The organism is Streptomyces sp. NPDC002144 (genome assembly GCF_053593695.1).
Genome location: NZ_JBSFDB010000001.1, coordinates 95,512 through 121,451 on the forward strand (window position 1 = coordinate 95,512; position 25,940 = coordinate 121,451).

The following is a 25,940-nucleotide window of genomic DNA, read 5'->3' on the forward strand; positions in this document are numbered from 1 at the left end:
GGCAACACAGGTGGGACCAGGTGGGGCAGCGGGAAGGGGCAGCCGGTTTGACCACGCACGCACCGCAGGCGGCGCAGGCCGTCGCGCTGCCCACGACCCTGGACGAGGCCGTGGCGGCGCTCACCGCCGTGCCCGCGGCCGTACCCGTGGCGGGCGGCACCGACCTCATGGCCGCCGTCAACTCCGGGCAGCTCAGGCCGGCCGCGCTCGTCGGCCTCGGCCGGATCAGCGAGATCCGCGGCTGGCAGTACCTCGACGGGCACGCCCTGCTCGGCGCGGGCCTCACGCACGCGCGTATGGGCCGCCCCGACTTCGCGGCGCTCATCCCCGCGCTCGCCGCCGCCGCGCGCGCCGCCGGCCCGCCGCACATCCGCAACGCAGGCACCCTGGGCGGCAACATCGCCTCGGCCGCGCCCACCGGGGACGCGCTGCCGGTGCTGGCGGCCCTGGAGGCGACACTGATCATCGCGGGCCCGGGCGGAGCCCGCCGGGAGATCCCGGTGTCCCATCTGCTGGCCGGCGTAGACATGCTGCGCGGCGGCGAACTCATCGGCTACGTGCGCGTGCCGCTGCTGCACGCGCCCCAGGTCTTCCTGAAGGCGACGGGACGCACCGGACCGGGCCGCGCGGTGGCCTCCGTGGCGCTCGTCCTCGATCCCGCCCGGCGCGGGGTGCGGTGCGCCGTCGGTGCCATAGCGCCGATGCCGCTGCGTCCGCTGGACGCCGAGCAGTGGGTCGCCCGGCTCATCGACTGGGACAACAACCGCACGATCGTCCCCGAGGCGCTGCACGCCTTCGGCGAGTACGTCGCCGCGGCCTGCATCCCCGACCCCGTTCCCGAGGCGGACGGCACCGTCCAACCCCTTCCGCCCGCCGTACTGCACCTGCGGCGCACCGTCGCCGCGCTGGCCCGACGAGCACTGGGGAGGGCGCTGTCGTGACCGACGACCAGCACGGAGAAGGCACGCCCCGCAGCGGGGGCCGCTGGGACCCGCTGCCCCAGGGCGACTACGACGACGGCGCCACCGCCTTCGTGAAGCTCCCCGAGGGCGGCATCGACGCGCTCCTGGCCGCCTCCGACAGCCCGCTGGCCGCGCGCGGGCACGGGTACGTGCCGCCGCAGATAGCGCCCGGCCCGGGGACCGACCAGGGGGCGGCCGGCCCGTGGGGCGCCCCCGCCGACGGCTCCCAGTGGCCCGACCCCAACGCCGCCGCACCCACCGCGGGCGACGACCGCTTCACGTACAACCCCGCCTCCACGCAGCAGTGGACCTACGAGGATCCGCAGCCGACGGGACACACGCCCACCTCGGCGCCCGGTCACGACGTGACCGGCCAGTGGTCGATCCCGGTGGCCGGCGGCGACCTCCCGGACGAATCGGGCGAGTTCACCACCTCGTCCCTGGTCCAGCAGTGGGGCGGCACGCCGCCGGCGACGCTCCCGGGAGGCGCCGCGGCCCCCTGGGCGACGGAGGCGGCGGGCCGGCCCTGGGACCAGCCGGAGGCACCGGGCGCCGAGGACGGCACCGGCCGCCCCCAAGAGTCGTCGACGGGGACACTCCCCGGCCAGGCGCACGACGCGCGGTCCCGCACCGGCACCGGATACGACCCGCAGGACGGCCGCGCGCACGAGCGCTCGGGCCACGCGCCCGCGCGAGCGGACCGGCCGGAGTACACGTCCGGGCCCGCCCACGACCGCGAGCAGCCGCACGGCACCCCGTCTCCGACGGCCGAGTACGCCGGGCAGCCGCACCCGGCCGGGACCCCGGGCCACGCCCCCGGGCACGACGGCGGGGCGGACGAGCGCCCGCCCGGGAACGCCGGCCACCCCGACGCCCGCGCCCACGATGCCGGGGGCGACGAGCACGCGCACCTGGCCGGGGACCGCACCGCCCGCGCCGCCGATCACACCTCCGGTGGCTCCACCCCGGCCCGCCTCGCCGATCCCGGTGAGCCCTACGAGTCCGCCGCCGATGCCGCCGTAGCAGCCTCACAGGCCGCTCAGGGGGCCGGTGAGGCCGCCGGGGTGGCCGAGGGGGCTCAAGGGGCCGCGGAGGCCGCTGAGGGGGCCGGTGAGGCCGCCGGGGCGGTGGACGCAGTGGCCGGAGCGCGGGACACGGGCGAGGCGGCCGACGCCGCGACCGCCGACGGCCCTTCCGACGGCCCCGACGCCACCCGCGCCGGACCGGCCCCGGCGGACCGGGCGGATCAGCCGGATCAGCCGGACTCGGCCGAGGAGCCGTCCCCGCTGCCGCCCGCCGAGGAACACCCCCTCGCCTCCTACGTCCTGCGCGTCAACGGTGTCGAACGGCCCGTGTCCGACGCCTGGATCGGCGAGTCGCTGCTGTACGTGCTGCGCGAGCGGCTGGGCCTGGCCGGCGCCAAGGACGGCTGCTCGCAGGGCGAGTGCGGGGCGTGCAACGTACAGGTCGACGGACGGCTCGTGGCCTCCTGCCTCGTCCCCGCCGTGACCGCCTCCAACAGTGAGGTGCGGACCGTCGAGGGACTCGCCGAGGACGGCCAGCCCTCGGACGTGCAGCGCGCGCTCGCCCGGTGCGGCGCCGTGCAGTGCGGCTTCTGCGTACCCGGCATGGCGATGACCGTGCACGACCTCCTCGAGGGCAACCCGGCGCCCAGCGAACTGGAGACGCGCCAGGCCCTGTGCGGCAACCTGTGCCGCTGCTCCGGCTACCGGGGCGTCGTCGAGGCCGTCAAGGACGTCGTCGCCGAACGCGAGGCGCACGCCGCCGCCGAGGCCGCCGAACACGACGGCGACGAGGCGCGTATTCCTCACCAGGCGGGCCCGGGTGCCGGCGGCGTCAACCCGTCGGCGTTCGAGGCACCCGGGGCCATGAACCCAGGGCCCACGGGACCGCGCGACCAGGCGTACGGACAGGACGGAGGCCAGGCGTGAGCAACGAAGCCGCCACCGCGACCACCACCGCGGAGGCTGCACCCGCCCCCGAGCCGCTGCCGCACGGCCTCGGCGCCTCCCTGCCGGCCGCCGACGCCCGCGCCAAGACCGAGGGCACGTTCCCGTACGCGGCCGACCTGTGGGCCGAGGGCCTGCTGTGGGCGGCCGTCCTGCGCTCCCCGCACGCGCACGCGCGCATCGTGTCCATCGACACCTCCCACGCGCGGGAGATGCCCGGCGTCCGGGCCGTCGTCACCCACGAGGACGTGCCGGGGTCCGCCCGCCACGGGCGCGGCACGGCCGACCGCCCGGTCTTCGCCTCCGAGGTCGTGCGCCACCACGGCGAGCCCATCGCCGCCGTCGCCGCCGACCATCCCGACACCGCCCGCATGGCCGCCGCGGCCATCATGGTCGAGTACGAGGTCCTGGACCCGGTCACCGACCCCGAGCAGGCCTTCGAGGCCGAGCCGCTGCACCCCGACGGCAACCTGATCCGGCACATCCCGCTGCGCCACGGCGACCCGGACGCGGTCGGTGAGGTCGTCGTCGAGGGCCTGTACCGCATCGGCCGTCAGGACCCCGCGCCCATCGGCGCCGAGGCCGGGCTCGCCGTGCCGCGCCCCGACGGCGGCGTGGAGCTGTACCTGGCCTCCACCGATCCGCACACCGACCGTGACACGGCCGCCGCCTGCTACGGACTGGAACCCGAGCGCGTCAAGATCGTCGTCACCGGTGTCCCCGGCGCCACCGCCGACCGCGAGGACCAGGGCTTCCAGCTCCCGCTCGGCCTGCTGGCGCTGAAGACCGGCTGCCCGGTCAAACTCACCGCGACGCGCGAAGAGTCCTTCCTCGGCCACGCCCACCGCCATCCGACCCTCCTGCGCTACCGGCACCACGCCGACGCCGAGGGCAAGCTGGTCAAGGTCGAGGCGCAGATCCTGCTCGACGCGGGCGCGTACGCCGACGCCTCCTCCGAGGCCCTGGCCGCCGCCGTGGGCTTCGCCTGCGGCCCCTACGTCGTCCCCAACGCCTTCATCGAGGGCTGGGCCGTCCGCACCAACAACCCGCCCTCCGGCCATGTGCGCGGCGAGGGCGCCATGCAGGTCTGCGCCGCCTACGAGGCGCAGATGGACAAGCTGGCCAAGAGACTCGGCGTCGACCCGGCCGAACTCCGCCTCCGCAACGCCCTGGCCACCGGGGACGTGCTCCCGACCGGCCAGACCGTGACCTGCCCGGCACCCGTCGCCGAACTCCTGCAGGCGGTACGTGACTTCCCCCTCCCCGCCCTTCCCAAGGACACCCCCGAGGACGAGTGGCTGCTGCCCGGCGGCCCCGAGGGCGCGGGTGAGCCGGGCGCGGTGCGCCGGGGCGTGGGCTACGGCCTGGGCATGGTGCACATGCTCGGCGCGGAGGGCGCCGACGAGGTGTCCACGGCTACCGTGAAGGTCCAGGACGGCGTGGCGACCGTGCTCTGCGCGGCCGTGGAGACCGGTCAGGGCTTCACCACGCTCGCCCGGCAGATCGTCCAGGAGACGCTCGGCATCGACGAGGTGCACGTGGCGCCCGTCGACACCGACCAGCCCCCGGCCGGCGCGGGCTGCCGCGGCCGCCACACCTGGGTGTCCGGCGGTGCGGTCGAGCGGGCGGCCAAGATGGTGCGCACCCAGCTCCTGCAGCCCCTCGCGCACAAGTTCGGCATGTCGACCGAGCTGCTGCAGATCACCGACGGCAAGATCACCTCGTACGACGGTGTGCTGTCCACCACCGTCACCGAGGCGATGGACGGCAAGGAGCTGTGGGCCACGGCCCAGTGCCGCCCGCACCCGACCGAGCCGCTCGACGAGCACGGCCAGGGCGACGCATTCGTGGGCATGGCCTTCTGCGCGATCCGCGCGGTCGTCGACGTCGACATCGAACTCGGGTCGGTACGGGTTGTGGAGCTGGCGCTCGCCCAGGACGTGGGCCGCGTCCTCAACCCCGCCCAGCTGGCCGCCCGGATCGAGGCCGGTGTCACCCAGGGCGTCGGCATTGCGCTCACGGAGAATCTGCGCTCCGCGCGCGGGTTGATCCGCCACCCCGACCTGACGGGCTACGCCCTGCCGACGGCCCTGGACGCCCCGGACGTCCGGATCGTCAAACTCGTCGAGGAACGCGACGTGGTGGCGCCCTTCGGCGCGAAGGCGGTCAGCGCGGTACCGGTGGTGACGTCCCCGGCCGCCATCGCCTCCGCGGTCCGCGCGGCGACCGGCCGCCCCGTCAACCGCCTGCCGATCCGCCCGCAGGCAGCGGTGGTGACGGGACAGTAGGGCCGCGCGCGGTGCGGGGCGTGGTCGTCGTCACGGGAGTGATGGCGTCGGGCAAGTCGACGGTGTCACAGGCCCTGGCGGAAAGCCTCCCGCGAACGGCACACGTGCGTGGCGACACCTTCCGCCGCATGATCGTCTCCGGCCGCGAGGACTACGCCCCGGACGCCGGCACCGAGGCCGAGTCCCAACTACGCCTGCGCCACAGCCTGTCGGCGAACACGGGGGGATGCGTCGGCGGACGCGTCGACCCGGGGTAATCCGAGGGCGTTGTCAGTGGCGGGGCGTAGTGTTCTGGGCAGTGGGTGACGGCCGATGGGTGATGGCCGACAGCGGAACCCACGCACAACGAAGTTCATGTGATGCAACACATGCGGGGGAAGCAATGAGCAGGACCGACACCGCCGTCGGGGTGATCAGACTCACCGAGGCCCAACTCGATCCGTACGTCACGCACGCGCCGACGCGGCACCGGCTGACGGGCCCCGGACTCCCCTCCGACGGCGCCCTGTTGACCTTCACGGCCCTGCGCACGCGTGGCCTGCGCACGGTGGCCCAGTCCACCGACGCCGACGATCCCGACCTGCCCACGGAGCTGCGGGACCGGCTGGTCATAGGCGAGCTCCTCGCCCCGGCCGGCATGGACCCGGAGTCGATCCTCCTCGACGGCGGCACCGGCGAGATCAGCACGGCGTACCTGTTCGAGCTGATGGACAGCCGCCCGCTGGCGCCCTCGCTGGAGGCGCTGGTGCGGTTCGCGACGGTGACCGAGGAACTGGCGGACCTGCGCGGCCAGTTCGCGTCCTACGCGAGCCGTCACGGAACCAAGGCCGCGGCCGAGGCATCCCGCCGGCTCCTGGCCCTGTTCGAGGAGGGCACGGACGGCCGGGTCCCGCCGTACTGGAAGGCCGCGGCGCTGATCCGCCCCCTTGCCCTCGCGGCCGGCCCCGGCACGGACTCCGGCCTCACGCTGGACGTCCCCGCCCGCCTCCTGGACGAGGAGTTCGGGCACGGGCGCGTGGCCCGCTACGAGGACGTCGACTTCCCGTCGACCCTCACCCATGAGCCGACCCGCCGCTTCCTGCGCGAGACGGGCCTGCCGGAGCAGACGGTGCTCTTCCGCCTGGACACCGAGGTCCCCCTCCAGACCCTGGCCGAATACGCGGCGGACGACCGCCCCGGCACCGCGTCCCCCTTCGAACTCCCCGCCCGGGCCGACCACTTGATACGCCTCGGCCACCTGGTCGAGGACAACAGCCTGGTGGTGGACGGCGCGACGGGCGAGGTCCTGAACTGGAGCGAGCCCGAGGCGAGGCTGTACCCCCTCAACACGGACGTCTCCACCCTGGCCTTCACCCTGTGGCTGCACCACCGCGAGCGCACCATCGACCGGGCGCTCTCCCACGAGCTGTCCACCGAGGCCTACGACCAACTGGCCGCCACCATGCTCCAGGTCCTCACGTCGATCGACCCGACGGCGACCACCACCGCGGCCGACTGGCACTACTGGACCCAGGCCTTCCAGGACGAGCCGGGCGGGGTCCTCTGACCCCGCGCTCCCGTAGCGCGTACCCGGGGCGGCGAATAGGCTGGTCACAGGGGGTCGACATGGTTCGATCCGAGGAGCCTCCCATGAGGAAGACCAGACACGGCGCGTGGCGTGCGGCCGGTGTCGTCACCGCACTCGCCACGGCCGCCGCGATCGCCTCCGTCGCCCCGGCACAGGCTCAGTCCACCGCTCAACTGTCCGCGTACGTCAGCGACGGCTGGGGCGGCGGAACCATCACCAGCCAACCCGTCGGGATCAACTGCCATACGTCGGCGTGGGATCCGTACGCGGGCGACCCGGCCCCGAACCCGACCGGAACCTGTACCGCGACCTTCCAGGTCGGAACGACGGTCACCTTCACCGCCACACCCGACTCCGGGTCCTACATCAACGACGGCCCCACACCGAACCCCGTGACCGTACGGACCGGCTACAACTTCACCTGGGTGATGTTCTGCCCGACCGACGGCCTCTGCTCAGCGGGCTGACACAGCTCACTGACCTGCCTAGAGAGAGCGGACGTCTGAACGCATCGCTTGCCGGAGGGTTTCGAGTGCCTCGCTCAATGCCGCGCTGGTGGCCGGCCACTCGGGATCAGTGGTCTCGTCTGGCCCTTCGAAGCGATCCCGAAGGCGTAGGAGTTTCCGGAAGGCCTGAGTGGCTACTTCGTCGAGAGGTTCGGGCGCCATGATGCGCATCTCGTAGAGGAGCCGAAAGGCGTTGGCGGCCCCGAGGATTTCCCCGGACTGCTCGATGCGCTCCTCCCTGGTCAGCGCGGTGCTTCGCTGGAGATCTCGTAGTCGGTGCTGCGTGAGCCAGAGCGCCCCGAGATATTCGCTGTAAAGCTGTCGTTTTGCGGCACGCTCGCGGGACGCGTCCTCCCGATGCCATCGTGACCGTTCGCCAAGAAGGGTTGTGCTGACGCCGAGAAGGGCACCGAGCGCGGTGCCCACAAGAGTCCCCCAGTCCACGGGCCACATGGTAGAGGCGCCGCGCCACTGGGCTCCGGTCGGAGACTTCGTGGAGGCCGTGGCGGGAATCGAACCCGCGTAACTCGCTTTGCAGGCGAGTCCCTGAACCACTCGGGCACACGGCCGTGTCGTTGGGATGACCGTAGGGCGGGGTGGGTGTGGGGCTCAAGGGAATCCGGGGCGCCGCAACGGGACTGCCATACGCCGTTCATGAAAGGGGGCCTACGACCAAGGTCGCAGGGCGGAAGGGACCCCCGACAGGGGTCAACGGGGGTTGTGGACCTTACGCTGGCGGGCATGACCGTCCTGGAGCCGCGTGACGCCGTAGTCGTAGAGGGAACCGCTGGTGACAGCGTGCTGGGGCGGGCCTACCGGGCGCTCAGTGTCGGGATCGTGTCCGTCGTGCTGCTCATCGCCTTCGAGGCGACCGCCGTGGGAACCGCGATGCCCGTCGCCGCGCGGGAGTTGGACGGGGTCGGGCTGTACGCGTTCGCGTTCTCGGGGTACTTCACGACCAGTCTGTTCGGGATGGTGCTCGCCGGGCAGTGGTCGGACCGGCGGGGGCCGGTCGCGGCGCTGACGACCGGGATCGGCGCGTTCGCCGCCGGGCTGGTGGTGGCCGGGACCGCCGGGGTCATGTGGGTGTTCGTCCTCGGACGTGCCGTGCAGGGGCTCGGCGGCGGGCTGGTGATCGTCGCCCTGTACGTCGTCGTCGGGCGCGCCTATCCGGAGCGGTTGCGGCCGGCGATCATGGCGGCCTTCGCGGCGAGCTGGGTCGTGCCGTCCGTGGTGGGCCCGCTGGCCGCGGGCGCGGTGACCGAACACCTCGGGTGGCGCTGGGTGTTCCTGGGGATTCCGGTTCTCGTCGTCTTTCCGCTGGCGATCGCGCTGCCGCAGATACGGCGCCGGGCCGCCGGTCCGGTCGACGGCTGCGCCGACGCCTCCGTCGACCGGCGGCGCATCCGACTCGCCCTCGCCATCTCCCTCGGCGCCGGCTTCCTGCAGTACGCCGCCCAGGACCTGCGCCTGCTCTCCCTGCTCCCCGCCCTCGCGGGCACCGCACTGCTCGTACCTGCCGTACGGGGGCTGCTCCCGCGCGGCACGTACCGCGCGGCGCGCGGGCTGCCGTCGGTGGTGCTGCTGCGCGGCGTCGCGGCGGGGTCGTTCATCGCCGCCGAGTCCTGGGTGGCGACGCGGGTGAGGGCCGCCGGGCGCGAGACGCGGTGACAGAGGTGCCGTGAGGAGCCTTCCGCGCCGACTGTGACCTCGGTCCCACCCACGGGCGACCCGCCCCGGTACGCGCATGGACAGACGGGGCCCGCCGGTAGGGTGGCCCGGTTGTCATACGTAGCCGAGCCGTCCCAATCCCTATAAGCCGAGCCGCCCGACCACCCCACGGAGACCGTGACTACCGCCCGCCCGTCGCCCACCACCACCCTCAATGGAGGGCCCTCCGGGCCCACACCTATGTCTGCCAGCTCCGCCTCGCACTCCCACCACCTCTCTCCCGCCTTCCCCGGCCGCGCCCCCTGGGGCACCGCCAGCAAGCTGCGTGCCTGGCAGCAGGGGGCGTTGGAGAAGTACGTCCAGGAGCAGCCGCGTGACTTCCTCGCCGTCGCCACCCCCGGCGCCGGCAAGACGACCTTCGCGCTGACGCTCGCCTCCTGGCTGCTGCACCACCACGTCGTGCAGCAGGTGACCGTGGTCGCGCCGACCGAGCACCTGAAGAAGCAGTGGGCGGAAGCGGCGGCGCGGATAGGGATCAAGCTGGACCCCGAGTACAGCGCGGGCCCGCTCGGCAAGGACTACCACGGCGTCGCGGTCACCTACGCCGGTGTCGGCGTACGGCCCATGCTGCACCGCAACCGCGTGGAGCAGCGCAAGACCCTCGTCATCCTCGACGAGATCCACCACGCCGGGGACTCCAAGTCCTGGGGCGAGGCCTGTCTGGAGGCCTTCGAGCCGGCCACCCGCCGCCTCGCGCTCACCGGTACGCCCTTCCGGTCCGACACCAACCCGATCCCCTTCGTCACGTACGAGGAGGGGAACGACGGCATCCGGCGCTCCGCCGCCGACTACACCTACGGCTATGGCAACGCCCTCGCCGACCACGTCGTGCGGCCGGTCATCTTCCTCTCCTACAGCGGCAACATGCGCTGGCGGACCAAGGCCGGCGACGAGATCGCCGCCCGGCTCGGCGAGCCCATGACCAAGGACGCGATCAGCCAGGCGTGGCGTACGGCCCTGGATCCGCGCGGCGAGTGGATGCCCAGTGTGCTGCGCGCCGCCGACCAGCGGCTGACCGAGGTGAGGAAGGGCATCCCGGACGCCGGCGCCCTCGTCATCGCCTCCGACCAGGACTCCGCCCGCGCCTACGCGAAGCTCATCCGCGAGATCACCGGCAGCAGGGCGACCCTCGTGCTGTCCGACGACGCCGGTGCCTCGAAGAGGATCGACGACTTCAGCCAGAGCAACGACCGGTGGATGGTCGCCGTGCGGATGGTGTCCGAGGGCGTCGACGTGCCGCGGCTCGCGGTCGGGGTGTACGCCACCACCATCTCCACGCCGCTCTTCTTCGCCCAGGCGGTGGGGCGTTTCGTGCGGTCCCGGCGGCGTGGCGAGACCGCCTCCGTCTTCCTGCCGACCGTCCCCGACCTGCTCACCTTCGCCAACGAGATGGAGGTCGAGCGCGACCACGCCCTCGACAAGCCGAAGAAGGACGGCGAGGAGGACCCGTACGCCGAGTCCGAGAAGGAGATGGAGGAGGCGAACAAGGAGCAGGACGAGGACACCGGCGAGCAGGAGCAGTTCGCCTTCGAGGCGCTGGAGTCCGAGGCCGTCTTCGACCGGGTGCTGTACGACGGCGCCGAGTTCGGTATGCAGGCCCACCCGGGCAGCGAGGAGGAGCAGGACTACCTCGGCATCCCGGGACTCCTCGAGCCCGACCAGGTGCAGCTGCTGCTGCAGAAGCGGCAGGCGCGGCAGATCGCGCACAGCCGCAAGAAGCCGGACGCCGAGGCCGACCTGCTGGAGCTGCCCGCCGAGCGGCGGCCCGTGGTCTCGCACAAGGAGATGATGGAGCTGCGCAAGCAGCTCAACACCATGGTCAGCGCGTACGTCCACCAGAGCGGCAAGCCGCACGGTGTCATCCACACCGAGCTGCGGCGCACCTGCGGCGGTCCGCCGAGCGCCGAGGCCACGGCCGGTCAGCTCCGGCAGCGGATCGCCAAGGTGCAGGAGTGGGCGACCCGCATGAAGTGACGCCGGGCGCCCTGCGGGGACGCTGCGGCACACCGTCCGTATCAGGACAAACAGAGGTAGGCCGGTCCCGGCCAGTGCCCGGATTCTGGACGGAGACTTCCGCTCAGCGAACCCGCACCGCTAATGTCCCGCTACGCACACGCCCCGTGGCAGCGCCGCCGCGGAGCGCAGCCGTGAAGCGACGCGGTCCGGTATCGGCCGGACCGCCGGCCGATCGGCGGCCTCTGTTGCGCGTCACTGACGGGACTCGGTGACGCATCGTCGCGCGGAGACCGCCGACCTCACCACTTGGAGGAGTGGGCGTCGTGACCGCGGAGACCTCTCAGACGCTCGACCGAGGACTGCGTGTCCTCAAGCTGCTGGCCGACACGGACCATGGGCTGACCGTCACCGAGCTTTCCAACAAACTGGGCGTCAACCGGACCGTCGTGTACCGGCTGCTCGCCACCCTTGAACAACACGCGCTGGTACGGCGGGACTTGGGCGGCCGTGCCCGGGTCGGGCTCGGCGTGCTGCGGCTCGGGCGGCAGGTGCATCCGCTGGTGCGCGAGGCCGCGCTGCCGGCGCTGCGCTCGCTCGCCGAGGACATAGGGGCGACCGCGCATCTGACGCTGGTGGACGGGGCGGATGCACTGGCCGTCGCCGTCGTGGAGCCGACCTGGACGGACTACCACGTGGCCTACCGGGCTGGCTTCCGGCACCCGCTCGACCGGGGCGCCGCCGGCCGGGCGATCCTCTCCGCGCGGGCCAAGCCCGTGGGGGAGCCCGGGTACACGCTGACCCACGGGGAGTTGGAGGCGGGCGCGAGCGGAGCGGCGGCCCCGCTGCTCGGGGTCACGGGCGTCGAGGGCAGCGTCGGCGTCGTGATGCTGGCCGACGCGGTGCCGGAGCGGGTCGGACCGCGAGTCGTGGACGCGGCCCGAGAGGTCGCCGAAGCCCTGCGCTGACCCGCGGCCCCGGGGGGCGCTCAGGCCCTGCGCTGAACCGTGCCCCGGAGGCCGCCGAAGCCGTGCTGGCCTGGGCCGTGCCCCCGGAGGCCGCCGAAGCCGTGCTGGGGTGGGCCGTGCCCCCGGAGGTCGCCGAGGTCGTGCGCAGAACCGCGCCCCCCGGGGACCGCCGAAGTCGTGCGCTGAACCGAGCCACCGGAGGCGCCCAGGCCCTGCGCTGAACCTCGTCCCCCCGAGGCCGCTGAAGCCCTGCGCTGAGCCCGGCCCCGGGGGCCGCCGAAGTCGTGCGCTGACCCGCGCCTCCGGGGGCCGGGTGCGCTGAACCCAGCCACCGGGGATCGCCGAGGTCGTGCCCTGAGCCGTGCCCTCGGAGGCCGGTCAAGCCCTGCGCTGAACCGCGCCCCCCGGAGGCCGCCGAGCCGTGCGCTGACCCGCGCCCCCGGAGGCCGCCGAGCCGTGCGCTGACCCGCCCCCCAGGAGGCCACCCAAGCCCGCGCCGCACCGCGCCCCCGGAGGCCGCTCAAGCTGCCCTGGGCAGCCCCGTGTTACCGGAGGCCCGTTGGCTTTGGCCGGTGGGCCAAACCGTGTGGGCCGGCTCTGGCCGATTCTCCCACCGTCGTCCGGCCGTCCCTCCGCATCATCAGGGGCCAGAAGACAGGGATGCGCGGAGGGAGTGGAGCGGTGGACGCGGTGGACGCAGTCGGTACCCGGCCCGAGGTGGGGCGACGGACAGGCCCGGTGGGCAGATGGACGCGGCGGCAGGGTGTCGACGCGGCCGTCGACGCCGCCGCCGGCAGTCCGCTCAGGCGGACCATGGGCGTGGCCCAGCTCACCCTGCTCAGCGTGGGCGCCACCCTCGGCACCGGCATCTTCGTGGTGCTCGGGGAGGCCGTCCCCGAGGCGGGGCCGGCGATCGTCGTCTCCTTCGTGCTGGCCGGCGTCACCGCGCTGTTCTCGGCCCTCTCCTACGCCGAGCTGGCCGGCATGATCCCCGGCTCGGGATCGTCGTACAGCTACGCCTACGCCACCCTCGGCGAACTCGTCGCCTGGGTGTGCGGCTGGTGTCTGATCCTGGAGTACGGGGTGTCCGTCGCCGCCGTGGCCGTCGGCTGGGGGCAGTACGTCAACGAGCTCCTCGACCTCACCTTCGGCGTGACGCTCCCCGAGTCGCTGAGCGCCCCGCCGGGACTCGGCGGCACCCTCAACGTCCCCGCCGCCCTCATCGTCGTCCTCGCCATGGTCGTCCTGCTGCGCGGCGCCCGGGAGAGCGCCGTCGCCAACGTCGTCATGGTCGGCGTCAAGATCGCCGCTCTGGTCCTCTTCTGCGCGGTCGCCTTCACCGCCTTCCGCGCCGGGAACTTCCACCCGCTGTTCCCGCTCGGCGCCGCCGGGATGAGCGCGGGCGCGGCCTCGCTGTTCTTCTCGTACATCGGGTTCGACGCCGCCTCGACGGCGGGGGAGGAAGCCCGTGATCCGCAGCGCGACCTGCCCCGCGCGATCATCCTCTCCCTCGTCCTCGTCACCGCGCTCTACGTCCTGGTCGCCGTCGCCGCGCTCGGCGCCATGCCGTGGCGGAGGTTCGAGGGGACCGAGGCCACGCTGAGCCAGGTGCTGGTGCAGAGCGTGGGCGGCGGGAACCTGTGGCCGATCCTGCTGTCCGTCGGGGCCGTCGTCGCCACCACCAGCGTCGTGCTGACCGTGCAGTACGGGCAGATCCGCATCCTCTTCGCGATGGCCCGGGACGGGCTCGTGCCGCCGCTGTTCGCCAAGGTGCACCCGCGCACCGGCGTCCCGCGCGCCAACACCGTCATCGTCTCGTCGTTCATCGCCGTCCTCGCCGCCCTGATCCCGCTGGGCAGCCTCGCCGACGCCACCAGCATCGGCACCCTCTTCGCGTTCATGCTGGTCAACCTGGCCGTCGTACTGCTGCGGCGGCGCAACCCGGACGCCCCCCGCTCCTTCCGCGTGCCCTTCTCCCCGGTGACCCCGGTCCTGGGCGTGGGCTTCTGCGCCTACATGCTGTTCAGCCTCGGCGCGGACACCTGGATCGCGTTCGGCGCGTGGATGGCGGTCGGACTCGTCATCTACGGGTGCTACGGCGCCCGGCACTCCAAGCTGGAGCGGCGCGGGGAGCCGGCCGCGTGAGCGCCCTCGACCCCACCGCCGACGTCGTCGCGCTCACCCGGGCCCTCGTCGACCTGCCCTCCGAGAGCGGTCACGAGGAGCGGATCGCGGACGCCGTGGAAGCCGCCCTGCGTGCCCTTCCCCATCTCACCGTCGACCGCGTCGGCAACTCCGTCGTCGCCCGGACCGGTCTCGGCCGACCCCGACGGGCCGTCCTCGCAGGGCACTTGGACACGGTCCCGGCCGCCGGGAACCTGCCCTCCCGGCTCCATGACGACCGTGTGCACGGCCTCGGCGCCTGCGACATGAAGGGCGGCGTCGCCGTCGCCCTCCGCCTCGCGGCCACCGTCCCGGCCCCCGCCCGCGACCTCACCTACGTCCTCTACGAGTGCGAGGAGGTCGAGGGCGACCGCAACGGCCTCCACCGCATCGCCGACGAACGCCCCGAACTCCTCGCGGCGGACCTGGCGATCCTCATGGAACCCTCCGACGCGGGCGTCGAGGCGGGCTGCCAGGGCGTCCTCACCGCCGACATCGTGGTGCGCGGCGAACGCGCCCACACCGCCCGCGCCTGGACGGGCGTGAACGCCGCGCACCTCGCCGCACCCGTGCTGCAGCGGCTCCACGAGCACACACCCGAGCGGGTCGTGATCGACGGACTGGAGTACCGGGAGGGGCTGAGCGCGGTCGCGGTGCGGGCCGGGGTCGCCGGGAACGTCGTACCCGACGAGTGCGTCGTCACGGTCAACTCCCGGTTCGCACCGAGCCGTTCACCGCGGGAGGCGGAGGAGTACGTCCGCAGGCTCTTCCCCGAGTACGAGGTGCGCGTCACCGAGGCCGTCCCGGGCGCCCTTCCCGGCCTGGACCGCCTCGCCGGTCTCGTGTCCGCCCTCGGTGCCGCGCCCCGGCCCAAGCTCGGCTGGACGGACGTGGCCCGCTTCGCCGCCCTCGGCGTCCCCGCCCTCAACTACGGGCCCGGAGACCCGGCGCTCGCGCACACGGCGGGGGAGTACGTCCCCGTGGAGCACCTGCGCCTGTGCGAGGAACGGCTCAGGGCGTGGCTCCGGTGAGTCCTGCCAGCGTCCGCAACTGAAGCCACAGCACCAGCCGTTCGTCGGGATCGTCGAGGTCGATCCCGACGTGCTGCTGCGCCTGCCTCAGACGGTAGCGGCAGGTGTTCGGGTGCACGGCGAGCAGCTTCGCCGCTCCCGCCATGTCGCAGCCCGCGTCGAACCAACTGACCAGCGTGCGTGCGTAGTCGGTGCCGTGCTCCGCGTCGTGCGCCAGCACCCGGCGCCACGCGCCCTCGCTCAACTCCCGCTGCTCGCCCAGCACTTCCGCGAGCCGCAGCAGCGTCACCCGCGGACGCACCTCGTCCAGCGTGGCCACCGGCAGCTCCGGCCCGAGCACCCGCAGCACCAGCTCGGCGTCCTGACGCGACCCCGCGAGCTCCGCCGGCCCCGCCACCACGTCCCCCAGCGCGGCCCGCACCGGCACCCGCAAGGCCTGCCCCGCCCGCGCCACGATGTCCTCGGCCAGCCGCTTGTGGCGCGTACCGGACCCCGGCAGGACCGCGTACACCACCCCGTCGGCCGGCACACACGCGTGCCGCCCGTAACGCGCCTCGCACTGCAGCCGTACGACGTCCAGCAGGCGCAGGGCGGTCTGCTCGGCGTCCGGCAGGCTCGCGGCGTCGAGGACGAACGCGGCGACCCGCATCGGCCCGTCGAGGCCCAGCCGCTGCGCGGCCGTCGCCGCGTCCGCCGTGCCGTCGAGCAGACGGCGCAGCAGGTCGCTGTTGTGGTGGCGGGCCAGCTCCTGGGCCGCCCGGGCCCGCAGCAGGAGCAGCGCCGCCGTGGACGCGCCCTGCGTCAGGGTGTCCTCGGCGTCGGGCGCGAGCGTGCCGTCGTCGACCACCCAGACCGAGCCCAGCGTCTCGCCGCCCGCGCGGACGGCGACCGCGAGACGGGGCAGGTCACCGTCCCGCAGCGCGGGCAGCCGCAGCGGACCCGGGGCCGCGAACAGCGCCCGGTACTGCTCGGTGTTGGCCGCGCTGACCGGGACCCGCAGGCCGAGGATGCCCTGCCGGCGGTCCTCGTCGACCGGCTGGCCGGGCACGGTGGAGTAGGCGAGGATCCGCTGGCGCGGGTCCTCCACGGCCGTCGCCCCGCCGGTCGCCGCCGCGACGGCGTCCGCCAGCGCGAACAGGTCCCCGAGACCGCCGGCCGACGGCGTGGGCCGGGCACCGATCGCCGACGACAGCAGCAGATGCACCTGGTGCCAGGCCACGTCCTCGTCGACCGACAGCAGCGCGACGCCGTGCGCCTCGGCCTCCCCGACCGGGCCGTCCGGGCCGCGTACGACGAGCCCGGTCATCCTCGCCTGTTCGGCCACGCGGACCAGCGGTCCGGCCGCGGCCGCCCGCACGCCGACCGCCAGGAGCAGCGCGCCCGGGGCGTGCGGCTGCGGGGCGTGGGCGTCGTACAGCAGCGCCTCGGTGACGGGGGCGGTGAGTCCGGCGGGGGCGGTGTGCAGGTGGACGGAGGGTCCGCCGATGACGTCCAGGAGGTCGCCGAGCGTGCAGGCGTCCATGGGTTCCTCCTGGGGCCGGTGGTGAGGGGGCGAACGGTTGGCCGATCCGGAAACGAACGTACGCGCGCCTTGTCCGCTCGCACAATGTGCCGGCCGCACCCGCCGACGACACTCGTCGCATGACGCTCGACCGCCCGCCCGGAGTGACCATCCGCACCGTCCACGACGTCGCCGGCCTCACGGCCGTCGCCGACCACTTCAGCGACGTGTGGCAGACCCCGCGCACCTCCCCGCCCTACCCGGCCGAGGTGCTGCGCAGCCTCGTCCACGCTGGCGGCGCCGTGCATGCCGCCTACGACGGGCCCCGGCTAGCCGGGGCGTCCGCCGCCGTGTTCGGGCCGGACCGGGCCACGTACTCGCTGGTCGCCGCCGCGGACCAGGGCCTCGGCTACCACGTGAAGCAGGCCCAGCGGGCCTGGGCCCTGGACCTCGGCGCCCGCACCATGCGCTGGACCTTCGACCCGCTGATCGGCCGCAACGCCCGCTTCAACCTCGCGAAACTGGGCGCGACCGGCACCGAGTACCTCGTCGACTTCTACGGCCCCATGGCCGACGGCGTGAACGACGGCGACGAGAGCGACCGGCTCACGGTCACCTGGGACCTCGCCCGGCCGCGGACACCCGACGAGACCGGAGACCGCGAGACGGCGCCCGCCACGCACACGGCACCCGACGGCGGGACGCTGGCCCGGCGCGACCCCGCCGACCTGTACGTCTGGTGCCGCGTCCCGGACGACATCGTCAAGCTGCGCTCCGCCGACCCCCGTCTCGCCCTGCGCTGGCGGCACGCCGTCCGCGAGGTGTTCACGGAGGCCTTCGCACAGGGCTTCACGGCCACCGGCATGTCCCGCGACGGCTGGTACACGCTCACCCGGAAGGCCCAGAAGCCCCAGAAGCGCCGGAAGGACTCCGCCGTATGAAGCTCGAACGCGTCGAGATCGTCCATGTCGCGATCCCCCTGGTCTCCCCCTTCCGAACCTCCTTCGGCACGATGACCACGAAGGACACCTTCCTGCTGCACGTCGTCACGGACGAGGCCGAGGGCTGGTCGGAGTTCGCCGCCGACCCCGAGCCGCGGTACTGCTCCGAGTTCGTGGCCGGCGCGGAGATCGTGCTGCGGGACTTCCTGCTGCCGCGCGCCACCGCCCTCACCCACCTCACCACGGCCGCCCTGGGCCCCGCCCTGGCGAAGACCAAGGGACACGAGCTGGCGAAGGCGGCACTGGAGACCGCGGTCCTCGACGCGGAGCTGCGCTCGTACGGCATGTCCCTCGCCACCTACCTCGGAGCCGTCCGCGACCGTGTCCCCGCGGGCGTCTCCGTCGGCATCAAGGACTCGGTGCCGCAGCTGCTGGAGGACGTCGAGCGCTACCTCGCCGAGGGCTACGTCCGCATCAAGCTGAAGATCGAGCCGGGCTGGGACGTGGAGCCCGTAGGGGCGGTGCGCGACCGCTTCGGGGACGCCCTGCCCCTCCAGGTCGACGCCAACACGGCCTACACGCTCGCGGACGCCGAGCACCTCCGGCGGCTGGACGAGTTCGGACTGCTGCTGATCGAGGAGCCGCTGGAGGAGAACAACCTCCACGCCCACGCACAGCTCCAGCGGCGTCTGACGACCCGCGTGTGCCTCGACGAGTCCCTCCACAACGCCCGCGACACCGCCTCCGCGATCGCGATGGACGCGTGCCGGGTCGTCAACGTCAAGCCCGCGCGGGTGGGCGGCTACCTCGAGGCCCGCCGCATCCACGACGTGGCGCACGCGCACGGTGTCCCCGTGTGGTGCGGCGGCATGCTGGAGACGGGCATCGGCCGCGCCCCCAACCTCGCCCTGGCCGCCCTCCCGGGCTTCACCCTCCCCGGCGACACCTCGGCCTCCTCCCGCTACTTCGCCGAGGACATCACCGAGCCCTTCGTCCTCGAGGACGGCCATCTGACGGTCCCCACCGCCCCCGGGATCGGTATCGAACCGCTGCCGGACGCACTGCGGCGCTTCACACGGGAGCGGCGAGACTTGTACGTGAGCTGACCGTCGCCCGACCGACGCCTGGCCGGAAGTCACCGTCACGTTAGATTGATCCCGTGCTCTCTCGCCTCACACGCCCCCAGGCCCTCGCCGTCTGCGCCGCGCCCGTCGTGGCGCTGATCGCCACGGCCGTGTTCGCGCCGCTGCCGTTCTCACTGGCGCAGCCCGGGATGACGGCGAACGTCCTCGGGGACAACCAGGGCACACCGGTCATCACGATCTCCGGTGCGAAGACCCGGCAGACCAGCGGGCAGCTGCGGATGACGACCATCGAGGCGACCAATCCGGACACCCGGGTCTCGCTCGGGGATGTTCTCTCCGCCTGGTTCGCCACGGACAAGGCCGTGATGCCGCGCGACTCGGTCTATCCGAGCGGGCAGAGCACGAAGGAGATCGAGCAGCACAACACCGCGCAGATGAAGGAGTCGCAGGACGCCGCGACCCAGGCGGCGCTGAAGTACCTCGACCTCAGCGCGAAGGACGTCAAGGTCACCCTCAGGCTCGCCGACGTGGGCGGCCCGAGCGCGGGGCTGCTGTTCACCCTGGGCATCATCGACAAGCTCGACGGCAACGGGAGCGGGGGTGATCTGACCGGGGGCCGTACCGTCGCCGGCACCGGGACGATCAGCGGCGACGGGAAGGTCGGCGCGGTGGGCGGCGTGGCGCTGAAGACGCAGGCCGCGCGGCGGGACGGGGCGACGGTGTTCCTGGTGCCGAAGGACGAGTGCGGCGACGCCAAGTCGGAACTGCCGAAGGGGCTGCGGCTGGTGCCGGTGACGACGCTCAAGGGCGCGGTCAGTTCCCTGGTGGCGCTGGAGGGCGGCAAGGGCTCCGTACCGAGCTGCTAGCCGACCAGCGCCGGCCGCTTCGCGGACGCCAGCCGCAGCCCGACCTCGACGAGCGTCCAGCCCAGCCGGCTGCGCAGATCGAGCGGCACCCTGGCCTGCGCGGCGAGGCGGTGTGCGGCGGCCTCGGCGTGCAGCTCGGCGGCTCGGGTGCGGTGGAGGGTGAGGTGGGTTTCGGGGTGCATGGGGTGGCCTTCCGTCAGTCCGTGCTGATCGGGAACGTGTGCGTGTGGATGCGTACGCGCTCGGCGTCCGGGGCGTCCGCCGCCTCGGGAAGATCGCGGTAGCTCTCGACGAGCGCGTGCATCTTCTCGATGAGTTCGTGAGCGAGCCGGGGCGTGAGCCGTAGCGTCATGTCGCTCATGTCCGTGCCCTGGACCCACTCCTCGGACCAGGTGTGCCGGTTGCCGAGCCAGGTGGACAGCTCCTGGGCGTGCTTCGTGGCCACCTCGTGCATGACCATGTCGATGGCCCCGCGGACGGCCGGGCTGGCGTCCGTGAACAGGGCGTCGTCGAAGTACAGCCCGTCGTCGGCGGCCTTCCACCATCGCTCCCGCCCCTTGCCGTGCTCGGGTGCGTCCTCGACGAAGCCGTAGGTCGCCAGCTGGCGCAGGTGGTAGCTCGTGGCGCCGCTCGACTCGCCCAGTCTCTCGGCGAGTTGGGAGGCGGTGGCGGGACCGCCGAAGCGCAGCGAGTCCAGCAGCTGCATGCGCAGGGGATGGGCCAGCCCACGCAGTGAACGCGCGTCGAGATGGCGGACCTTGCGGGTCTCGGGCTCTGGTTCCGGCATGCGTACAAAGTAACTATGCAAAGGGTTCTTTGCAACGCCTTCTTTGCAACAACTTCTTTGTAAGCCGCGCCCTGCCCTGCTTCACGAGCCCCTGGCCTCCAACCCCCGTGGCCTGAGCAGGAGTTCGGTGAGGGACGCCAGCCAGTCCACCAGTAGTGCCAGGACGACCGTGAGGACCGAGCCCAGGATCAGTACCGGCATCCGCTGGGTGGTGATGCCGGTGGTGATCAGGGCGCCCAGGCCGCCGCCCCCGGCGAAGATCGCCAGGGTCGCCGTGCCGACGTTCAGGACGAGGGCGGTGCGCACCCCCGCGAGGATGACCGGGACGGCGAGCGGCAGTTCCACACGGCCGAGCACGCCCAGCGGTGACATGCCGATGCCGCGCGCCGCCTCCAGCAGCGTGGGGTCGTTCGCCCTGAGGCCGGCGACGGTGTTCGACAGCACGGGCAGGACGGCGTAGACGATCATGCCGATGAGCGCGGCACGTATGCCGGTGCCGAGCCAGATCACCAGCAGGGCGAGGACGCCGATCGCCGGGGTCGCCTGGCCCGTGTCGGCGAGCGCCATCGCCACCGGGGTGGCTTTCCGGAACGCCCCGCGGGTCAGCAGGATGCCCAGCGGGATCGCGGTGACCAGGGCGAAGAAGGTGGAGACCGCGGTCAGTTCGACGTGCCGCCACAGCGCCTTGGACACCTGGCCGTCCGAGAGGGCGTGCTCGGAGACCCGGTCGAGTGTGGCCTGCCGGAACCACAGCCAGGTCGCCAGCAGCACGGCGAGGATGACGGCCGGCAGGACGGTCAGCTCCTGCCAGGTGATCCGCGGTGGCGCAGGGCTGGGCGACAGCCCGGCCACCCCGGCCTCAACAGAGACGTCCACCGAGGCGTCCACCGAGACGCCCACGGACCCGTCCCTCCAGACCTCCGCACCGCCCCCCAGGCCCACACCGCCCTCCAGGCCCACACCACGCTCCCCGCTCGCCCGGCCCCCCAGCTCCGGGGCCGTCACGCCCCCGTCACCTCTCCCGGCCTCTCTCGCCCGACCGGACTCCGCCCGACCGACCTCCGCCCGGCCCGCGCCTCCTCCACTTCGTGCCGGCGTTCCAGCGCCTCCAGCCGGTCGGCCTGCAGGAGTCGGTGCACGGACTTCATCAGCGTCTCCATGTCGACCACGCCCTCGTACTCGCCGCCCGGCCCGGTCACCGCGACCCGCCCGGCATGGTCGGTGAGCACCGCCTCCAGGGCGTCCCGGAGGGTCGCGTCCCTGGTCACCGTGGAGCGCACCGGGGTGCCCGCCCGCGCCAGGGAACCCCGCGCCCGCACGAGGTCCCCGCGCCGTAGCCACTTGTAGGGGCGGCGGCGCCTGTCGAGCAGCAGGATCTCGTTCGTGGCGCTGCCGCGGAGCCGGCCGACGACCTCCTGGAGCGGGTCGTCGATGCTCAGCGTCGGGCAGGCGGTGATCCCGACGTCCCGGACCCGGGTGAGGTTCAGCCGCTTCAGGGCCGCGCCCGCGCCGACGAATCCGGAGACGAAGTCGTCGGCCGGGTTGGTGAGAATGGCCTCCGGGGTGTCGAACTGGGCGATGCGGGAGCGTTCGCGCAGGACGACGATCCGGTCGCCGAGCTTGATCGCCTCGTCGAAGTCGTGCGTGACGAACACGATCGTCCTGCGCAGCTCGTGCTGCAGCCGGATCAAGTCGTCCTGGAGATGGTCCCGGGTGATCGGGTCGACCGCGCCGAACGGCTCGTCCATCAGCAGGACCGGCGGATCGGCGGCCAACGCCCGCGCCACACCGACCCGTTGCTGCTGCCCGCCGGAGAGCATGCGGGGATGGCGGTCGTGGAACTCGCCGGGATCCAGCCCCACGAGGTCCAGCAGCTCCTCGACCCGCTCCCTGATCCGTGCCTTCGGCCAGCCGATCATTTTCGGGACGAGTGCGATGTTCTGGGCGACCGTCATGTGCGGGAAGAGACCGGCCGACCGGATCGCGTAGCCCACCTTCCGGCGGAGCTTCACCGGATCGATGCCGGTCACGTCCTCGCCGTCGATCCGGATGCGGCCGCTGGACGGCTCGATCAGCCTGTTGATCATCTTGAGCGTGGTGGACTTGCCGCATCCGGACGGCCCGACGAGGACGACGGTCTCGCCCGCCTCGATCTCCATGCTGACGTCGTCGACGGAGGGCTCCGGATTGCCCGGATAGCGCTTGGTGAGATTCTCCAGCCCGATGGCCGCCCCGGTCGTGGCACGCTCAGACACGGATCCCCCTCGGGATGGTCAGCCGTCCCAGGAGGACGTACGCGGCGTCGAACAGCAGCGCCAGGGCGACGATCCCGAGGGTGCCCGCTAGGACCTGGTCGAGCGCGTTCCCGCTGCCCCGCGAGGCGATCCCGCGGAAGATCTCGCCTCCGAGCCCGGGCCCGGAGGCGTAGGCGGCGATCGCGGCGATGCCCATCAGCATCCGCGTCGAGACCCGGATGCCGGTCAGGATCGGCGGCCACGCGAGCGGCAGTTCCACCCGCACCAGCCGCGTCGACCGGGACATCCCGATCCCGCGCGCCGCCTCCACCAGCGAGGGATCGACCCCGCGCAGCCCGACGACCGTGTGGCGCACGACGGGCAGCAGCCCGTACAGCGTCAGCGCGGCCACCGTGGGCGGCACGCCGAGGCCGACGACCTGAACGAGCAGGCCGATCAGGGCGAGGGAGGGGATGGTCAGGACCGTCGAGGCTGCCGTGGTGGCCAGGTTGCCGGCCCAGTCGCTGCGGTAGGTGAGGACGGCGATCAGCACGCCGAGCACGGTCGCGGCGACCATGCACTGCAGCACCGCGCCCGCCTGCTGGAAGGCGTCCGTGAGCAGCTGCCGGTGCCGGTCGCCCAGGTACTCCCAGAAGGTCACGCGCGCTCACCCCGCCGGCCGGTCAGGTGCTCTCCTCGTCCTTAGCCGCCTGCTCCACCAGCGGGATGATCCGCAGCGGAACGGGGTTCTCCATCACGATCGCGGTGGCGGCCCGGACGATCCCATCGAAACCGACGACCCGGTCGATCACCCGCTGGAGATCCGCGTTGGAGCGGGCCACCAGCCGGCACAGCATGTCCCCGCTGCCGGTGGTGGTGTGCAGCTCCAGCACCTCCGGCACGGTCGCCAAGTGGGCCCGTACGTCGGTTCCTTGGCCCTGGCGGATCTGCAGCGTGGCGAAGGCGGTGACGGGGTAGCCGAGGGCCTCCGGGTCCACCTGGGGACCGAAGCCGCGGATGACTCCGTTCGACTGAAGCCGGTCCAGCCGCGCCTGCACGGTCCCGCGCGCCACCCCCAGCCGCCGGGACATCTCCAGCACCCCGATCCGCGGCTCCCGCGCCAGCAGCACGATGATCCTGCCGTCCAGTCCGTCGATCGCCACAGCAGCCTCCTCAGCCGGTGGTCATCCTGTACAGAAGAGCCGCAGTTCGGGGCCCTACACTAAGCAAATTGTTCAGCGATTACGCGAACTATTGCGCACCTTGCCCGCACGGTCCAGGCTGCGGACATGACGCAGACCACACACCACACTCCCGACACCGCCCGGCAGGCCGACCCCTTCCCGGTCAAGGGAATGGACGCGGTCGTCTTCGCCGTGGGCAACGCCAAGCAGGCGGCGCACTACTACTCCACCGCCTTCGGCATGCAGCTGGTCGCCTACTCCGGACCGGAGAACGGCAGCCGCGAGACCGCGAGCTACGTCCTGGAGAACGGCTCCGCCCGCTTCGTGTTCACCTCGGTCATCAAGCCCGCCACCACCTGGGGCCACTTCCTCGCCCAGCACGTGGCCGAGCACGGCGACGGCGTCGTCGACCTCGCCATCGAGGTCCCGGACGCCCGCGCCGCGTACGCCTACGCGCTCGAGCACGGCGCGCGCAGCGTCGCCGAGCCGTACGAGCTCAAGGACGAGCACGGCACGGTCGTCCTCGCCGCGATCGCCACCTACGGCGAGACCCGCCACACCCTGGTCGAGCGCACGGGCTACGACGGCCCCTACCTCCCGGGCTTCGTGGCCGCCGCCCCGATCGTCGAGCCGCCCGCCCAGCGCACCTTCCAGGCCATCGACCACTGCGTCGGCAACGTCGAGCTCGGCCGGATGAACGAGTGGGTCGGCTTCTACAACAAGGTCATGGGCTTCACGAACATGAAGGAGTTCGTGGGCGACGACATCGCGACCGAGTACAGCGCGCTGATGTCGAAGGTGGTGGCCGACGGCACGCTCAAGGTCAAGTTCCCGATCAACGAGCCCGCCGTGGCCAAGAAGAAGTCCCAGATCGACGAGTACCTTGAGTTCTACGGCGGCGCGGGCGTCCAGCACATCGCGCTCAACACCAACGACATCGTCCGCACGGTACGGACCATGCGCGCGGCCGGTGTGCAGTTCCTGGACACCCCGGACTCGTACTACGACACCCTCGGCGAGTGGGTCGGCGACACCCGCGTGCCGGTCGACACCCTGCGCGAGCTGAAGATCCTCGCCGACCGCGACGAGGACGGCTATCTGCTGCAGATCTTCACCAAGCCGGTCCAGGACCGGCCGACCGTCTTCTTCGAGATCATCGAGCGGCACGGCTCGATGGGCTTCGGCAAGGGCAACTTCAAGGCCCTGTTCGAGGCGATCGAGCGGGAGCAGGCCAAGCGCGGAAACCTGTGAGCCCACAACCTTGCAACCGGTGAACGCCGGTTGACACCCTCAAGTCCTGCGGGTGCCGCTGGGGTGCCCCCAGGACTTGAGGGAGCAAGGTGCCCACGCGCGTCAACCTGGCCGTCCCGTCGAAGAGTTGGCTGTCCAAGAAGGCCACACTGAAGGAGCCGACGGTCCTGCAGTCGTTCGCCTTCGACGAGCACAACAGACACCTGTACGTCCTGCAGATCACCGCCACCGGCCACGAGGCCGGCGATCTCTGCCTCAACCAGCTGGACTACCAGGGCAATCGGCTCGGTCACATGTACCTCAAGGGCTTCGGGCACGGCGTCAGCATGGGCGTGCAGAACGACGACGACGGCACCGCCTGGATCTGGACCGAGTGCGACGCCAGGGGCGGTTACGGCCGGGGCGTCACCCGCTTCCGCTTCGCCGACAGGGCCACCCGTACCAACGCGGACATCGAGATACTCAAGCCGATAGCCGGCTCCACCAGCAACCAGCCCTCCGTGTGCATGACGTCGAAGCGCATAGCCGTCCGCCACCGTATGAAGGGCCTGCCCCGCTACCGCGTCTGGGACCTCGAGGCGTTCCTCGCGAAGAACTACGACGACCCGCTCGCCGACTTCGCGCAGACCGGCCTGCACCCCGACCCCGACATCGCCTTCCAGGGCTACGCCCTGCACGGCGACCACGTCTACCAGCTGGCCGGGACCGCCTACGACGACGTCACCAACCCGCCGGCGAAACACGGCAACGCCTATCTGTCCTGCCTGGACATCCACTCCGGGAAGCTCCTCCAGCGGATGCGCACCCAGGCCGGGTACTCGCTCACCTACCGCGAACCGGAGGGCCTCGGCGTGCGCGGGGGCGCCGAACCGAAGCTGTGCATCGGGCTCGCCTCCGGAGAGCTCGGGTCCCGCCGTTTCTCGATCTACGTCAAGGACGACAGCGAGTAGCG

General features: G+C 72.6%; 22 protein-coding genes, 1 tRNA gene and 2 pseudogenes. 16 read left to right on the forward strand and 9 right to left on the reverse strand.

Annotated elements, in window-relative coordinates:
* The first annotated feature begins 47 nt into the window (after window positions 1-47).
* The 6 genes and pseudogenes from ACWCQ1_RS00365 (at window position 48) to ACWCQ1_RS00390 (ending at window position 7,254) form a co-directional block, all read left to right on the forward strand.
* Window positions 48-941, forward strand: a complete 894-nt coding sequence (locus tag ACWCQ1_RS00365; protein WP_133046288.1) for an FAD binding domain-containing protein — start codon at window positions 48-50, stop codon at window positions 939-941.
* The gene (locus tag ACWCQ1_RS00370) at window positions 938-2,914 is read left to right on the forward strand and encodes a 2Fe-2S iron-sulfur cluster-binding protein (RefSeq protein WP_451025500.1); all 1,977 of its coding nucleotides are present in this window, start codon (window positions 938-940) and stop codon (window positions 2,912-2,914) included. The genes ACWCQ1_RS00365 and ACWCQ1_RS00370 overlap by 4 nt, the downstream gene beginning before the upstream one ends.
* Window positions 2,911-5,220, forward strand: a complete 2,310-nt coding sequence (locus ACWCQ1_RS00375) for a xanthine dehydrogenase family protein molybdopterin-binding subunit (protein ID WP_358593924.1) — start codon at window positions 2,911-2,913, stop codon at window positions 5,218-5,220. The genes ACWCQ1_RS00370 and ACWCQ1_RS00375 overlap by 4 nt, the downstream gene beginning before the upstream one ends.
* 41 nt (window positions 5,221-5,261) lie before the next feature.
* Window positions 5,262-5,441, forward strand: a pseudogene (locus ACWCQ1_RS00380) (phosphotransferase); the annotation flags it as partial.
* A 161-nt stretch (window positions 5,442-5,602) separates the two neighbouring features.
* A complete protein-coding gene (locus ACWCQ1_RS00385; RefSeq protein WP_451025501.1) occupies window positions 5,603-6,766 on the forward strand; it encodes an SUKH-4 family immunity protein in 1,164 nt (387 codons plus the stop codon).
* Between the two features lie 83 nt (window positions 6,767-6,849).
* The gene (locus tag ACWCQ1_RS00390) at window positions 6,850-7,254 is read left to right on the forward strand and encodes a hypothetical protein (protein ID WP_133046292.1); all 405 of its coding nucleotides are present in this window, start codon (window positions 6,850-6,852) and stop codon (window positions 7,252-7,254) included.
* 18 nt (window positions 7,255-7,272) lie between these two features.
* Here the strand turns inward: ACWCQ1_RS00390 and ACWCQ1_RS00395 are convergent, their stop codons facing one another.
* Window positions 7,273-7,737: a hypothetical protein gene (locus tag ACWCQ1_RS00395; protein WP_451025502.1), complete on the reverse strand. Its 465-nt coding sequence runs from the start codon at window positions 7,735-7,737 to the stop codon at window positions 7,273-7,275.
* 50 nt (window positions 7,738-7,787) lie between these two features.
* Window positions 7,788-7,862: transfer RNA gene (locus tag ACWCQ1_RS00400), tRNA-Cys, on the reverse strand.
* Window positions 7,863-8,034: 172 nt separating this feature from the next.
* Here ACWCQ1_RS00400 and ACWCQ1_RS00405 point away from each other — a divergent pair.
* The 5 genes and pseudogenes from ACWCQ1_RS00405 to dapE form a co-directional block, all read left to right on the forward strand.
* Window positions 8,035-8,925 (forward strand): annotated as a pseudogene (locus tag ACWCQ1_RS00405) (MFS transporter); the annotation flags it as partial.
* 279 nt (window positions 8,926-9,204) lie between these two features.
* Window positions 9,205-10,998, forward strand: coding sequence for a DEAD/DEAH box helicase (locus tag ACWCQ1_RS00410; protein WP_451025503.1), 1,794 nt, complete (start codon window positions 9,205-9,207; stop codon window positions 10,996-10,998).
* 305 nt (window positions 10,999-11,303) lie between these two features.
* Entirely contained in the window at window positions 11,304-11,945 is a 642-nt protein-coding gene (locus ACWCQ1_RS00415) for an IclR family transcriptional regulator (protein ID WP_133046296.1), read from the forward strand.
* A 660-nt stretch (window positions 11,946-12,605) separates the two neighbouring features.
* Window positions 12,606-14,090: an amino acid permease gene (locus tag ACWCQ1_RS00420; RefSeq protein WP_451025504.1), complete on the forward strand. Its 1,485-nt coding sequence runs from the start codon at window positions 12,606-12,608 to the stop codon at window positions 14,088-14,090.
* Window positions 14,087-15,139: a succinyl-diaminopimelate desuccinylase gene (gene dapE / locus ACWCQ1_RS00425; protein WP_451025505.1), complete on the forward strand. Its 1,053-nt coding sequence runs from the start codon at window positions 14,087-14,089 to the stop codon at window positions 15,137-15,139. The genes ACWCQ1_RS00420 and dapE overlap by 4 nt, the downstream gene beginning before the upstream one ends.
* On the opposite strand, the gene ACWCQ1_RS00430 is transcribed toward dapE, so the two are convergent.
* A complete protein-coding gene (locus ACWCQ1_RS00430) occupies window positions 15,120-16,661 on the reverse strand; it encodes a PucR family transcriptional regulator (protein WP_451025506.1) in 1,542 nt (513 codons plus the stop codon). The two genes, dapE and ACWCQ1_RS00430, sit on opposite strands and share 20 nt — an antisense overlap.
* Window positions 16,662-16,780: 119 nt before the next feature.
* Between ACWCQ1_RS00430 and ACWCQ1_RS00435 the strand changes: the two genes are divergently transcribed.
* Genes ACWCQ1_RS00435 through ACWCQ1_RS00445 form a run of 3 tightly spaced genes read left to right on the forward strand, consistent with a single transcriptional unit; the run spans window position 16,781 to window position 19,532 of the window.
* Window positions 16,781-17,581, forward strand: coding sequence for a chorismate synthase (locus ACWCQ1_RS00435; protein ID WP_451025507.1), 801 nt, complete (start codon window positions 16,781-16,783; stop codon window positions 17,579-17,581).
* The gene (gene menC, locus ACWCQ1_RS00440) at window positions 17,578-18,687 is read left to right on the forward strand and encodes an o-succinylbenzoate synthase (protein WP_358593918.1); all 1,110 of its coding nucleotides are present in this window, start codon (window positions 17,578-17,580) and stop codon (window positions 18,685-18,687) included. The genes ACWCQ1_RS00435 and menC overlap by 4 nt, the downstream gene beginning before the upstream one ends.
* Window positions 18,688-18,740: 53 nt before the next feature.
* Window positions 18,741-19,532: a YlbL family protein gene (locus tag ACWCQ1_RS00445; RefSeq protein WP_358593917.1), complete on the forward strand. Its 792-nt coding sequence runs from the start codon at window positions 18,741-18,743 to the stop codon at window positions 19,530-19,532.
* Here ACWCQ1_RS00445 and ACWCQ1_RS00450 read toward each other — a convergent pair.
* The 6 genes from ACWCQ1_RS00450 to ACWCQ1_RS00475 form a co-directional block, all read right to left on the reverse strand.
* Window positions 19,529-19,714 (reverse strand): hypothetical protein, encoded by a 186-nt coding sequence (locus tag ACWCQ1_RS00450; protein ID WP_133046303.1) that lies wholly within the window; start codon window positions 19,712-19,714, stop codon window positions 19,529-19,531. The genes ACWCQ1_RS00445 and ACWCQ1_RS00450 overlap by 4 nt on opposite strands.
* A 14-nt stretch (window positions 19,715-19,728) precedes the next feature.
* On the reverse strand, window positions 19,729-20,319 hold the full coding sequence (locus ACWCQ1_RS00455; RefSeq protein WP_133046304.1) for a winged helix-turn-helix domain-containing protein: 591 nt from the start codon (window positions 20,317-20,319) through the stop codon (window positions 19,729-19,731).
* Between the two features lie 81 nt (window positions 20,320-20,400).
* Complete coding sequence (locus ACWCQ1_RS00460) at window positions 20,401-21,171, reverse strand: ABC transporter permease (RefSeq protein ID WP_451025670.1); 771 nt, start codon at window positions 21,169-21,171, stop codon at window positions 20,401-20,403.
* Window positions 21,172-21,320: 149 nt separating this feature from the next.
* Window positions 21,321-22,574 (reverse strand): ABC transporter ATP-binding protein, encoded by a 1,254-nt coding sequence (locus ACWCQ1_RS00465; protein ID WP_451025508.1) that lies wholly within the window; start codon window positions 22,572-22,574, stop codon window positions 21,321-21,323.
* Window positions 22,567-23,214, reverse strand: a complete 648-nt coding sequence (locus tag ACWCQ1_RS00470) for an ABC transporter permease (protein WP_451025509.1) — start codon at window positions 23,212-23,214, stop codon at window positions 22,567-22,569. Before ACWCQ1_RS00470 ends, ACWCQ1_RS00465 begins: the two co-directional genes overlap by 8 nt.
* A gap of 22 nt (window positions 23,215-23,236) precedes the next feature.
* Complete coding sequence (locus tag ACWCQ1_RS00475; protein WP_358593914.1) at window positions 23,237-23,716, reverse strand: Lrp/AsnC family transcriptional regulator; 480 nt, start codon at window positions 23,714-23,716, stop codon at window positions 23,237-23,239.
* Window positions 23,717-23,842: 126 nt separating this feature from the next.
* Between ACWCQ1_RS00475 and hppD the strand changes: the two genes are divergently transcribed.
* Complete coding sequence (hppD, locus tag ACWCQ1_RS00480; protein ID WP_133046308.1) at window positions 23,843-24,988, forward strand: 4-hydroxyphenylpyruvate dioxygenase; 1,146 nt, start codon at window positions 23,843-23,845, stop codon at window positions 24,986-24,988.
* An 89-nt stretch (window positions 24,989-25,077) separates the two neighbouring features.
* Window positions 25,078-25,938, forward strand: a complete 861-nt coding sequence (locus ACWCQ1_RS00485) for a phage baseplate protein (protein WP_451025510.1) — start codon at window positions 25,078-25,080, stop codon at window positions 25,936-25,938.
* Window positions 25,939-25,940: the final 2 nt, after the last annotated feature.

Coding starts and splice junctions, on each gene's coding strand:
- ACWCQ1_RS00390 (WP_133046292.1), top strand. CDS start 6,850: ATGAGGAAGACCAGACACGGCGCGTGGCGTGCGGCCGGTGTCGTCACC.
- menC (WP_358593918.1), top strand. CDS start 17,578: ATGAAGCTCGAACGCGTCGAGATCGTCCATGTCGCGATCCCCCTGGTC.
- ACWCQ1_RS00450 (WP_133046303.1), bottom strand. CDS start 19,714: ATGCACCCCGAAACCCACCTCACCCTCCACCGCACCCGAGCCGCCGAG.
- ACWCQ1_RS00430 (WP_451025506.1), bottom strand. CDS start 16,661: ATGGACGCCTGCACGCTCGGCGACCTCCTGGACGTCATCGGCGGACCC.
- ACWCQ1_RS00385 (WP_451025501.1), top strand. CDS start 5,603: ATGAGCAGGACCGACACCGCCGTCGGGGTGATCAGACTCACCGAGGCC.
- ACWCQ1_RS00455 (WP_133046304.1), bottom strand. CDS start 20,319: ATGCCGGAACCAGAGCCCGAGACCCGCAAGGTCCGCCATCTCGACGCG.
- ACWCQ1_RS00420 (WP_451025504.1), top strand. CDS start 12,606: ATGCGCGGAGGGAGTGGAGCGGTGGACGCGGTGGACGCAGTCGGTACC.
- hppD (WP_133046308.1), top strand. CDS start 23,843: ATGACGCAGACCACACACCACACTCCCGACACCGCCCGGCAGGCCGAC.
- ACWCQ1_RS00435 (WP_451025507.1), top strand. CDS start 16,781: ATGACGCTCGACCGCCCGCCCGGAGTGACCATCCGCACCGTCCACGAC.
- ACWCQ1_RS00410 (WP_451025503.1), top strand. CDS start 9,205: ATGTCTGCCAGCTCCGCCTCGCACTCCCACCACCTCTCTCCCGCCTTC.